The sequence below is a fragment of the Bradyrhizobium sp. CCBAU 45321 genome (assembly GCF_028128975.1).
In the GTDB taxonomy this organism is placed as follows: Bacteria; Pseudomonadota; Alphaproteobacteria; order Rhizobiales; family Xanthobacteraceae; genus Bradyrhizobium; species Bradyrhizobium yuanmingense.
Map to the genome: position 1 here is coordinate 42958 of NZ_LFKZ01000123.1, position 12306 is coordinate 55263.

Consider the following 12306-nt stretch of genomic DNA (forward strand, 5'->3'; position numbering starts at 1 on the left):
GCAGATTTTGTGGATCTGCGCCCTCGGCCCGATGATGCGTGTGACGATCAGACGAAGGGCGGCTTGATGTTGCTGCGCTTCTCCAGCCATTCCGGCACCGGCAGGTTCTTGGCGCGCATGAAGTCGGCGTTGAACAGCTTCGACAGATAGCGGCTGCCGGAATCGCACAGCACGGTAACGATCGTCTTGCCGGGCCCGAGCTGCTTCGCAAGCCGCATCGCGCCGACGACATTGATGCCCGTCGAGCCGCCGAGGCACAGACCTTCGTGCTGGAGCAGCTCGTAGATCGCACTGACCGCGTCGGTGTCGGGAATGAGATAGGCATCGTCGACCTTGGCGGTCTCGACGATGGCGGTGGCGCGGTTGAGGCCGATGCCCTCCGTGATCGAGCCGCCCGGCGTCGCTTTGGGATCGCCGGTCCTGAAATATTCGTACATGCCGGCTCCGTGCGGATCGGCGCAGGCGATGCGGATGTTCTTGTTCTTCTCCTTCAGATAGCGGCTGACGCCGGCGAGCGTGCCGCCGCTGCCGACCGAGCAGACGAAGCCGTCGATCTTGCCGCCGGTCTGCTCCCAGATCTCAGGCCCCGTGGATTCGTAATGCGCCTTGGCGTTGTCCAGGTTGTTCCACTGGTCGGCGAACAGCACGCCATTGGGCTCGGTCTTGCGCAGCTCGTCGGCGAGCCGCCGGCCGACATGCTGGTAGTTGTTGGGGTTGGCGTAGGGAAGGGCCGGCACCTCGATCAGCTCGGCACCGCAAAGCTTCAGAAAGTCCTTCTTCTCCTGACTCTGCGTCTCCGGGATTACAATCAGGGTGCGATAGCCGCGCGCGCTCGCAACCACGGCAAGGCCGATGCCGGTATTGCCGGCGGTCGCTTCCACCACCAGCCCGCCGGGCTTCAGCTCGCCGCGCTTCTCGGCCTCCAGGATCATCCATTTGCCGGCGCGGTCCTTCACCGACTGACCGGGATTCATGAACTCGGCCTTGCCCAGGATGGTGCAGCCGGTCAATTCCGAAGCCTGCTTGAGCTTGATCAGGGGGGTGTTGCCGATGGCTTCGACAACGTCGTTGCGAATGGTCATGTCGGGGGAAATCACTACCAAGGGGTTGATCGGCTTTGGCCCGAACCTAGTGCTTGGGAGGCCAAAGGGGAAGGCTTTTGCGCTGCGGCGAACCTGACCGAAACGCCCGCGGAAACAGTGATATGCCCGAGACGAGACCGGCGCTGATGCGCGCGGCCGCGAGGCGGGATATCGGTAGGAGGAAACGACCGAACCCCGGCCAGGGCACGAACGATTGCGCTCCCCATCAGCACTGTCGCGACCGATTCTTGCCACTGGCGAGACGGGTCGCGACAGGACACGTGGACGCGGTGACGGCCCAAGAGATATCGGTACGTTGGACGGCTTCGTTTTCGGCAAGATTGGCTGGTGTTGTGCGTCGCCCAGAGGGTGGGACTGAGCTGAAGGCGTGCAACGCGTTGAGAATAAAGAGCGAAGCTAAGGGTGTGGCCGCGATATCACATGAAATCTTGGTAAGCTTGCTTACGTTTCCCAATGTTTCGCAATGAAGAAAGTCTCTGCGACACAGGCGCTTTTCGCATTCTTGTCAGTTCGCTCCCGCCTCGTTGGCACGGGCATCTCGCAATTGCGGCACTGTCCCGCCGTTCCGGGCCCGGCTAGTATGAAGCTCAGGTTCCGCAGAAAGCATCATTACTGTGAGCGCGTCGTCCAAAGCCTCCCGACCGTCCCGCCGCGAATCGGTTAATCCGGCAGCGTTGCGGCGGCTTGATCTGCCCGGCGGGGGGTGGATGTGACACAGCAAGTTCCAGTGATCGCCTCGCGGCGGTCTCTCGGTTCTGCATTCGGAACGCTGCGCGCGGCGCGATGGATTGCGGTGCTCTGTCTCGCTGCCGGCTCGGGGGCGTGCGTGCTGACCCAGGATCTTCCCGATCCCGCGCTCGACGTTCCCGCGCACTACAAATATGCCGGCAAGGGCGATGCGCCGCCGTCGCTGGATTGGTGGCGCGGCTTCCGCTCCGCGGAGCTGACGCAACTGATGGAGGAGGCGCAGACCGTTAATCTCGACATTGCCGCAGCCGTGGCGCGCATTGTCCAGGCTGACGCGCAGGCGCGACAGGCCGGCGCGGCGCTGCTGCCGAGTGTCTCGACAGCCGGATCGGAGTCCTATTCACGCACATCCGGCTCGAGCGCTTCGGGGCTGTCCATCGGCGGGCGCGAGGTCGTCAATTATTCGGCCTCGCTGAGCGCGAGCTATCAGCTCGATTTCTGGGGGCAGAACCGCGACGCGCTGCAATCGGCGGAGGAGACGGCGAACGCCAACCGTTTCGATCGCGACACGGTCGCGCTGACGACGCTCGCCGCCGTCGCCAACGCCTATTTCCAGGTGCTGGCCTCGCAGGACCGCATCAGGACCTCACAGCGCAACATCGCGAGCGCGCAGCGCATCCTCGATGCGGTCAGGGAGCGCCGCAGGGCCGGCACCGGCACCGATCTCGACGTCGCTCAGCAGGAGAGCGTGCTGGCGAACCAGAAGGCGCTGGTGCCGCCATTGCGCCAGACGCTGGACCAGAACGTCAATGCGCTCGCCGTGCTGGTGTCGCGGCCGCCGGAGAGCGTGCGCGTGCACGGCGGCTCTCTGGACCGGATCGCGATCCCGCGCGTGACGCCCGGCCTGCCGTCGGAGCTGCTGACGCAGCGGCCGGACATCCGCCGACAGGAGGCGCAGCTCGCCTCGGCCACTGCCAACATCGGCAATGCCCGCGCGCAGTTCTTTCCCACCATCCAGCTCACCGGCAATGGCGGCTATCAGAGCTCGGCGCTGGTCTCGCTGTTCCAGCCGCATGCGGCCTTCTTCCAGCTCGTGGGCAGTGCGACACAGCCGATCTTCGACGGCGGCAGGATCCTCGGGAATTTCGAGTTGGCCAAGGCGCGGCAGGACGAGCTGCTGCAAACCTATCGCAAGACCATCATCCAGGCCTTTGCCGACGTCGACAACGCGCTGTTCTCGATCAAGCAGACCACGTTCAGGCTGCAATTGCAGCGTGACGTCGTCGCCGCCTCGCGCCGCGCCTTCGATCTCTCCGAGCAGCAATTGCGTGCCGGCACCGCCGACATCGTGACCGTGCTCAACACCCAACTGACCCTGTTCCAGGCGGAAGATGCGCTGTCGCAGGCCCAACTCGCACGGCTTCTGGCCATCGTCAGCCTGTACCAGGCGCTCGGCGGCGGCTGGGAGCCGCGAATGGAGAAACCGGTCAATGCTCTTTAAGCCGGACACCAAGCAGGGCGCGGGAGAGGGGACGGCGAAGAGATCGCGCGGCCGTGGCATCGTCATGACCCTGGTCACGCTCGCGATCCTCGGCGGCCTCGGCTATGTCGGCTGGATCGTCATGCAACAGCAGCAGACGAACAACCGCAATCAGCGCCCCGATCTGCCGGTGCCGGTGCTGGCGGCGAGCCCGCGCATCCAGGACGTGCCGGTTTATCTCGACGGCGTCGGCGCGATCCGCGCGCTCAACACCGTGACCGTGCGCTCGCAGGTCGACGGCAAGCTGATCGCGGTCAATTTCGCGGAAGGTCAGGACGTCAAGAAGGGCGACGTGCTCGGCGAGATCGATCCGGCGATCTATCAGGCGCAGTACGACCAGGCGGTTGCCAAGAAGGCGCAGGATCAGGCCCAGCTCGCCAACCAACGCATCGACCTCGCGCGCTACGAGCAGCTCGCCGCCTCCAACGCCGGCTCCAAGCAGCAGGCCGACACCCAGCGTGCGCTGGTCGCGCAGACCGAGGCGCTGGTCAAGGCCGACCAGGCTGCGATCGACAACGCGGCGGCGACGCTGAGCTACACCAAGATCGTGGCGCCGATCTCGGGCCGCGTCGGCCTGCGCCTGGTCGACCAGGGCAACATCATCCATGCCTCCGACACCACGGGCCTCGTGGTGATCACGCAATTGCAGCCGATCGCGGTGTGGTTCAGCCTGCCGCAACAGCAGATCATGCGCGTCAACGCGGCGGCGGCGAAGGGGCCGCTCGCGGTCGACGTGTTTGGCAATGACGGCATCACGGTGATCGATACCGGCAAGCTCACCGGCATCGACAACCAGGTCGACCAGACCACCGGCACGCTCAAGCTCAAGGCCGAATTCCCCAATGCCAATTACCAGCTCTGGCCGGGCCAGTTCGTCAACGTCCGCCTCAAGGTCGAGACCTTGACGCAGGCGTTGGTGGTGCCGACCTCGGCGGTGCAGCGCGGCCCGATCGGCACTTTCAGCTACGTCATCGGCGCGGACAACATCGTCTCGGCCAAGCCCGTGACGGTGACCCAGCAGAACGAGCATGACGCCGTGATCGCCAGCGGCCTGTCGGTGAGCGAGAGGGTGGTCACCACGGGCTTCGCAAATCTGTCCGACGGCTCCAAGGTGATCGTCGGCCGCGACGACCAGACTCCGTCGGCCGATCTTGCCCCGCGCAAGCGCTCACGCGCACCGGACGCCCCGAAGAAGGATGGTGCCAACGAAGGCCAGAAGGACGGGCAGAAGGACGGCCAAGCCAAGGACGGCGAGTTGCGCGCCAAGCGCAAGAGCAGCGAAGGCGACCAGAAGGGGCAGACAGGACCGGCGCCGGGGCCGGGGGCATCGGAAAGTGGAGCCAAGCAGCCATGATCCCGACAACAGCCGCTTGAAGCGGCAGGCATAACCCATGGGTGTCTCCGAACCCTTCATCCGCCGGCCGATCGCGACCTCGCTGCTCGGCATCGCGCTTCTGATCGGCGGGCTGCTCGGCTATTTCGCGCTGCCGGTCTCGGCGCTGCCGCAGGTCGATTTCCCGACCGTGCAGGTGACGACGCAGCTGCCGGGCGCGAGTCCGGACGTGATCGCCTCGCTGATCACCGCGCCGCTGGAGCGGCAGCTCGGGCAGATCCCGTCGCTCTCGGCGATGAACTCGACGAGTTCGTTCGGCGTCAGCCAGATCTCGCTGCAGTTCGACCTCAACCGCGATATCGACGGGGCGACGCAGGACGTGCAGGCCGCGATCAATGCCGCCGCGGGCGTGCTGCCGAGGACGCTGCCTTACCCGCCGACCTACGCCAAGGTGAACCCGGCGGATGCGCCGGTGATGACGCTGGCGCTGCGCTCGGACACGATCTCGCTCCGGGTCATGAGCGACATCGCCGACACCATTCTGGCGCAACGTTTGAGCCAGATCTCCGGCGTCGGGCGCGTGTCCGTGCTGGGCGGGCTGAAGCCGGCCGTGCGCATCCAGGCCGACCTGGCGCGCCTTGCAGCCTACGGCATCGCGATGGAAGATCTGCGCACCGCGATCGCCAATGCCAATGTCTCGGGGCCGAAAGGCTCGCTCGACGGCGCGCAGCAATCCTATATCATCGCCGCCAACGACCAGATCGCGGCGGCCGACGCCTACAAGCCCGTCATCATCGCCTACCGCAACGGCTCGCCGGTGACCATTGCCGACGTCGCCCAGATCGTCGACGGCCTCGAGAACGACCGCACCGGCGGCTGGTACCAGGGCACGCCGGCGGTCATCCTCGACATCCAGCGCCAGCCCGGCGCCAACGTCATCGACGTCGTCAGCCAGATCCGCGCCGAGATCCCGAAACTGCAGCGCGCGATCCCGGCCGGCGTGAACCTCACCATCGTCTCCGACCGCACCGTTACCATCCGCGCCTCGGTGCGCGACGTACAATTCACGCTGGTCCTTGCCGTCGTGCTGGTGACGCTCGTGGTGCTGCTGTTCCTGCGCTCGCTGCGCGCAACCGTGATCGCCGGCGTCGCGCTGCCGCTGTCGCTGATCACGAGCTTCGGCATCATGTATTTTGCCGGCTTCAGCCTCGACAATCTGTCGCTGATGGCGCTCACGATCGGCACCGGGTTCGTCGTCGACGATGCCATCGTGATGATCGAGAACATCGTGCGTCACATGGAAAATGGCGACGGCGCCATGGAAGCCTCGCGGAAGGGCGCCAGCGAGATCGGCTTCACCGTGATCTCGCTGACGGTGTCGCTGATTGCGGTCTTCATCCCGCTCCTGTTCATGTCGGGCCTGGTCGGGCGCATGTTCCGCGAATTCGCGCTGACCTTGACGATTGCGGTCGTGACCTCGGCGGTGGTCTCGCTGACGCTGACGCCGATGATGTGCTCGCGGCTGCTCAAGCACGCGCACGAGGAGCTGGCCGTGCCGGGATTGGCCGCGATCAGCCGCTTCATCGACCGTACGGTCGACGCCTATCACACATCGCTGTTGTGGGTGCTGGAGCGTCAGCGCGCCACGCTGGTCGTGACGTTCGTTACGCTGATCGCGACGCTGGTGCTCTATGTCGTCGCGCCCAAGGGCTTCCTGCCGCTGCAGGACACCGCGTCGATCACGGCGGTGACCGAGGCGGGGCCCGACGTGTCGTTTGCGGAAATGAAGAGGCGGCAGGCCGAGGCGGCCGAGGCCATCAGGGCCGACCCTGATGTGGTCGGCGTGGTGTCGGTGATCGGTGCGGGCTCCATCAACCCGACCACCAATGTCGGCCGGCTCGTCATGAGCTTGCGGCCGCGCGGCGAGCGCCAAGACGATGTCAGCGTGGTCGTAACCCGGCTGAAGGAGCGGGTCTCCGGCATCCCCGGCATGACCGTCTATTTCCAGCCGGTGCAGGACGTGCAGATCTCGACCCAGTCGAGCCGCTCGCAATACCAGTACACGCTGACCGGCACCGATGCGACGCTGGTCTCGGAATGGGCGCGCAAGCTGGTTGCGGAGATGCGGCGCGATCCCTTGTTCCGGGACGTCTCCTCCGAGGCGCAGGAGGGCGGCCTGCGGGCGCAGCTCGATGTCGACCGCACGCGCGCCGGCCAGCTCGGGGTGAGCCTGCAAGCAATCACCGACACGCTGAACGATGCCTTCGCGCAGCGGCAGATCTCGACCATCTACGGCCAGGCCAACCAGTACCGCGTGGTGCTGGAGGCCCTGCCGATGTATCAGCGCGATCCCTCGATCCTGTCGAAGCTCTATCTGCCGGGCGCCGCGAGCGCCACCGCCGGCGCGCCCAATGCCCAGGTGCCGCTGTCGGCCGTGGCGACGCTGAAGCGGACCACGGCGCCGCTCGCGATCTCGCACCAGGCGCAATTCCCGTCGGTGTCGCTCAGCTTCAACCTGGCGCCGGGCGCGGCGCTTGGCGATGCCGTCGAAGCTGTGAAGGTGATCGAGACCCGCATCGGCATGCCGGGCAGCATCGTCGGCGTCTATGCCGGCGACGCCGCCGAATTCGCCAAGGCACTCGCCGGCCAGCCGTGGCTGCTGCTCGCCGCCGTCATCACGATCTACATCGTGTTAGGGGTGCTCTACGAGAGCTATATCCATCCGATCACGATCCTGTCGACGCTGCCCTCGGCCGGTGTCGGCGCGATCCTGGCGCTGATGCTGTGCGGACAGGACCTCTCGGTGATCGGCCTGATTGGCATCATCCTCTTGATGGGCATCGTCAAGAAGAACGCGATCATGATGATCGACTTTGCGCTCGAGGCCGAGCGCGGGCGGGGCATGTCGCCGAACGAAGCGATCGTGCAGGCGTGTCTGTTACGCTTCCGTCCGATCATGATGACGACGCTGGCGGCGCTGTTCGGGGCGCTGCCGCTCGCGATCGAGAGCGGCACCGGCGCCGAGCTGCGCTTTCCCCTCGGCATCTCCATCATCGGCGGTCTGCTGCTCAGCCAGCTCCTGACACTTTACACGACGCCCGTGATCTACCTGGCGCTCGACCGCATCAACCGCCGGTTCGAGCAGGCATTGCCGCCGGCCGAATCCGGCGGCCCGCCGGTCGCCGGCGCGACCGAGGGGATGCAGTGATGGCATCGATCTCGGAGCCCTTCATCCGCCGTCCGGTCGCGACCACGCTGCTGTCGATCGGGCTGTTCCTGCTGGGTATCGTCGCCTACCAGTTCCTGCCCGTCGCCTCGGTTCCGAATGTCGACTTCCCCGCCATCTTCGTCTCCGCCAGCCGGCCCGGCGCCGATCCGTCCGTGATGGCGGCGACGGTGGCGTCGCCACTTGAGCGGCGGTTGGGAGAGATCGCCGGCATCAACCAGATCACCTCGACCTCGAGCCTCGGCACGACCAGCATCCAGCTTCAGTTCGACATCGGCCGCAACATCGACAAGGCCGCGCGCGACGTGCAGGCGGCCATCAACGCCGCGATGGTCGACCTGCCGAGCGACCTGCCGACGCTGCCGCGTTTCCGCAAGGCAAACACGGCCGGCGCACCCATCTTCGTGCTGGCGTTGACCTCCAAGACGATCTCTCCGTCGGCGATCTACGACGTCGCCGACAGCGTCTTGGCGCAACGCATCTCGCAGGTGCCGGGCGTCGGCAACGTGTCGATCTCCGGCGCCGACCAGCCGGCCGTGCGCGTGCAGCTCAACCCGGTTGCGCTGTCCAATGCTGGAATCGCCACTGACGACGTGCGAACCGCGATCATCGCCGCCAACGCGCTCGGCCCCGTCGGCATCTTCGAAGGCGAGCGCCAGAGCGAGACGCTGTCGCTGAACAAGCAGATGCGCACGGCGAAGGAGTTCCGCGACATCGTCATCAAGAGCTCGGGCAATAATTTCGTGCGGCTGTCGGACGTCGCCGACATCGAGGATTCCGTCCGCAACGTCCGCTCGATCGCCTGGTTCAACAGGCAACCGGCGGTTCTGATCCAGATCACCAAGCAGGGCGATGCCAACGTCATCGACACCGTCGACCGGGTCAAGGCGCTCATCCCCGAGCTGAAGCAGTGGATCCCGGCCGGTGTCGAGATCTCCACCCTGGTCGATCGGACCGGCACGATCCGCGCCAGTGTGCTGGACATGCAATGGACGCTGCTGGCAACGTCCGTCCTTGTGATGGTCGTCGTGTTCGTGTTCCTGCGGCGGCTGACGCCGACCATCGCGGCCGGCATCTCGGTGCCGCTGGCACTCGCCGGCACTTGCGCAGGCATGTGGGTCGCAGGCTTCTCCATCGACAACCTGTCGCTGATGGCGCTCGCCATCTCCGTCGGCTTCGTCGTCGACGACGCCATCGTCATGATCGAGAACATGTTCCGCAACCTCGAGCAAGGCATGCGGCCGTTCCGGGCGGCGCAGGAGGGCGCCAAGCAGATCGGCTTCACCGTGGTCTCGATCAGCCTGTCGCTGATCGCCGCCTTCACGCCGCTGATCTTCATGGACGGCGTCGTCGGCCGGCTCCTGCGCGAATTCTCGCTGACGCTGACCTTTGCCATCCTGGTCTCGACGCTGGTGTCGCTGACGGTCACGCCGATGATCTGCGCCCATTACATCCGGCAGACCACCTCCGGCACGGCAACGCTGTTCGACCGCATTATCGAAGGCGCGCTATCGCGCACCGTCGCGTTCTACGCCCGCAGCTTGCGCACCGTGCTGGAATTCCCGCTGCTGACGCTGCTGGTGTTCTTCGCCACCATCGCGCTCACGGTGACGCTCTACATCAAGGTCCCCAAAGGCTACTTCCCGACCGACGATTCCGGCCTCATCATCGGCGCGACGCGCGCCTCGGCGGACATCTCGTTTCAGTCGATGCTCGGCCTGCAGCAGCGGCTCGCCGAGATCGTGATGCGGGATCCGGCCGTGGCCGGCATCGGCTCGACCGTGGGCAGCGGAGGCGGGGGGCCGGGGCCGGCAACCTCGAACCGCGGCACCATGTTCATCAGCCTGAAGCCGCCGGAGGAGCGTGGCCACGTGTCGACTGAGGTCGTGATCGACCGGCTCAGGCGCGCGCTGTATCCCGTGCCCGGCATCCGCCTCTTCATGTTCGCCGCCCAGGACGTGCGGGCCGGCGGGCGTCAGAGCGATTCCGACTACCAATATACGCTCACCAGCACCGATCTCGGCCTGTTGCAGAAATGGGCGCCGATCGTGGCCAAGCGCCTGGAGAGCGTGGAGGGCATCACCGACATCTCCAGCGATCGCGATCCCGGCGGGCTGCAGCTGACGCTCGCCATCGACCGCCAGAAGGCGTCCGCGCTCGGCGTCAGGGTCCAGGACATCGACAACGCGCTGAACAACGCTTTCGCACAGCGGCAGATCTCGATCATCTACACCCAGCGCAATCAGTACATGACCGTGCTGGAGATCGACCCGAAGTTCCAGGTCGACCCCTCCAATCTCGATCGCATCTACGTCGCCGGGGCGGGAGATGCGCAGGTGCCGCTGTCGGCCGTGGTGCGCGCGACGCGTGGGCTCGCTGCGCTTGCCGTCTATCATTCGCAGTCGTTCCCATCGACCACGGTGTCCTTCAACCTGATGCCGGACGTGCCGCTTCAGGCGGCGACCCAGAACATCCAGCGCGCGGTCGACGAGTTGCACATGCCCGAAGGCATTCGTGGCAGCTTCGACGGCAATGCCGGCGATTTCGCCAGGACCAGCGGTCGTCAGCCGCTCCTGATCCTCGGCGCGCTGGTCGCGATGTATATCGTGCTCGGGGTGCTCTATGAGAGCCTCGCCCATCCGCTCACGATCATCTCGACGCTGCCTTCGGCCGGCTTAGGTGCGCTGCTGGCCTTGCAGCTCACCAACACGCCGCTGACGGTGATCGCCTTCGTCGGCATCATCCTCTTGATCGGCATCGTCAAGAAGAACGGCATCATGATGGTGGACTTCGCGCTCGATGCCGAGCGCCAGCGCGGCCTGTCCTCGGCCGAGGCGATCTTCGAGGCCTGCCAGGCGCGCTTCCGCCCGATCCTGATGACGACCATGGCGGCGCTGTTTGCCGGCATTCCGCTGGTGATCGCGACCGGCCCCGGCACGGAGTTGCGCCGCCCACTCGGCATCACCATCATCGGGGGCCTGTTCGTCTCGCAGATCCTGACGCTGTACACGACGCCCGTGATCTACCTCCTGATCGACCGCCTGCGGCGGCGATCCGAGCCGCGTCCGCTGGCGGCCCCGGCGGAATAGGTTGTTGCAGCGCCGCGTCAAGCGTATAGCGGCGCCATGTCCAATCCGTCCGACACTACCGCCGCGCCGGCCGAGCCGATCCCCGAATGCCCGCATTGCCAGAAGCCGATGCCGCTGTGCATTTGCGACAGCGTCACGCCGATCGAGAACCGGCTCTCGCTCCTGATCCTGCAGCATCCGCAGGAGCAGGACAGGGCGCTCGGCACGGCGCGGCTGCTGGCCAGGCATTTTGCCGATGCCACGGTGCGGGTCGGCCTGTCCTGGCCGAGCCTGTCCAAGGCGCTGGGACGTCCGGTCGAGAATGCTTCGCACTGGGCGGTGCTCTATCTCGGCTCGGCACGCGCGGCCGATCTCGATGCCGAAGCTGAGATCGTCGCGCTCAACCGCAAGGGCGAGGTCGCGGAGAACCAGCGCGCGATCCTCGGCAAGCTCGAAGGCGTGGTGCTGCTCGACGGCACCTGGAGCCAGGCCAAGGCGCTGTGGTGGCGCAATCCCTGGATGCTCAAATGCCAGCGCGTGATCCTCAATCCGGCGCATCCCTCTCGCTACGGGCGCTTGCGCAAGGAGCCGCGCCGCGACGGCCTCTCGACCATCGAAGCCGCCGCGACGATCCTCGCCGGCCTCGAGCGGCGCTCTGATATCGCCGAGACGCTTCATGCCAGTTTCGAACGGATGCTGGCTCGCTACCGCGAGGTCCAGGCCGAGATGCCGGAACTGGCACCCAAGCCCGCGCCCAAGGGCCGCCGGCGCGACTTCCGGCGCGGCAAGCGCGCCTGATTTTGCCTGGACATTTCGCTGTGCTACCCGCGGGCCGTGGGGTTGCCTAAGCCATTGATCCCCTATATTGGTCCGCCCTTACGGGGCCACGTGGCGGAGTGGTTACGCAACGGTCTGCAAAACCGTGTACACCAGTTCAATTCTGGTCGTGGCCTCCATCACAAGTCTCTGATTTTCCGCAAAATTTTGACTTTTGGGCGGTTTCGCCGAGCCGCACGCGCCAGCCAGTCACCGGGTTTGCCCGGGGCTTGGCGGAAAGGTGCGATTCAGTCCTCTGGCATAGACTTCGCATCTGCGAAGAGACGCATCCAAACCCTGGAGCTGGAGAGCACGTGGGCGACGTCGTTCGATTTGTCCCGAAATCCGAGCTGGAGCGGGCCCGCCTCATTGCTGAGGCGCGCGCGATCTATGACAGCATCTTTCCGCCGGCTGCACCCGACCGGGCGCCGCAGCACGGCGAGGAGCGCGTCAAGACTTGATCGGGCTGCGCCGGTCCCCCCCGGCGCTCGGTCACGCCGAACCGCCCGCAAGGCGGACGCATCGGTTCACTT

General features: G+C 65.9%; 7 protein-coding genes and 1 tRNA gene. 7 read left to right on the forward strand and 1 reads right to left on the reverse strand.

Annotation, left to right across the window (positions count from 1 at the left end; all coding sequences use genetic code 11):
- Nucleotides 1-47 precede the first annotated feature (47 nt).
- On the reverse strand, nucleotides 48-1082 hold the full coding sequence (locus ACM43_RS19365; protein ID WP_271542151.1) for a cysteine synthase A: 1035 nt from the start codon (nucleotides 1080-1082) through the stop codon (nucleotides 48-50).
- A gap of 724 nt (nucleotides 1083-1806) precedes the next feature.
- On the opposite strand from ACM43_RS19365, the gene ACM43_RS19370 reads away from it, so the two are divergent.
- The 7 genes from ACM43_RS19370 (at nucleotide 1807) to ACM43_RS19400 (ending at nucleotide 12234) form a co-directional block, all read left to right on the forward strand.
- Nucleotides 1807-3291 carry an efflux transporter outer membrane subunit gene (locus ACM43_RS19370; RefSeq protein ID WP_271542152.1) on the forward strand — a complete coding sequence of 495 codons (1485 nt, stop codon included), beginning with the start codon at nucleotides 1807-1809 and terminating at the stop codon, nucleotides 3289-3291.
- A complete protein-coding gene (locus tag ACM43_RS19375; RefSeq protein WP_271542153.1) occupies nucleotides 3281-4684 on the forward strand; it encodes an efflux RND transporter periplasmic adaptor subunit in 1404 nt (467 codons plus the stop codon). Before ACM43_RS19370 ends, ACM43_RS19375 begins: the two co-directional genes overlap by 11 nt.
- Before the next feature lie 37 nt (nucleotides 4685-4721).
- Complete coding sequence (locus tag ACM43_RS19380; protein ID WP_271542154.1) at nucleotides 4722-7871, forward strand: efflux RND transporter permease subunit; 3150 nt, start codon at nucleotides 4722-4724, stop codon at nucleotides 7869-7871.
- A complete protein-coding gene (locus ACM43_RS19385; RefSeq protein WP_157284297.1) occupies nucleotides 7871-10978 on the forward strand; it encodes an efflux RND transporter permease subunit in 3108 nt (1035 codons plus the stop codon). The genes ACM43_RS19380 and ACM43_RS19385 overlap by 1 nt, the downstream gene beginning before the upstream one ends.
- 36 nt (nucleotides 10979-11014) lie before the next feature.
- On the forward strand, nucleotides 11015-11755 hold the full coding sequence (locus ACM43_RS19390) for a tRNA-uridine aminocarboxypropyltransferase (protein ID WP_271542155.1): 741 nt from the start codon (nucleotides 11015-11017) through the stop codon (nucleotides 11753-11755).
- Between the two features lie 84 nt (nucleotides 11756-11839).
- A tRNA-Cys gene (locus tag ACM43_RS19395) sits at nucleotides 11840-11913 on the forward strand.
- A 174-nt stretch (nucleotides 11914-12087) separates the two neighbouring features.
- Nucleotides 12088-12234 (forward strand): hypothetical protein, encoded by a 147-nt coding sequence (locus ACM43_RS19400; RefSeq protein ID WP_198399783.1) that lies wholly within the window; start codon nucleotides 12088-12090, stop codon nucleotides 12232-12234.
- The last annotated feature ends 72 nt before the right edge of the window (nucleotides 12235-12306 follow it).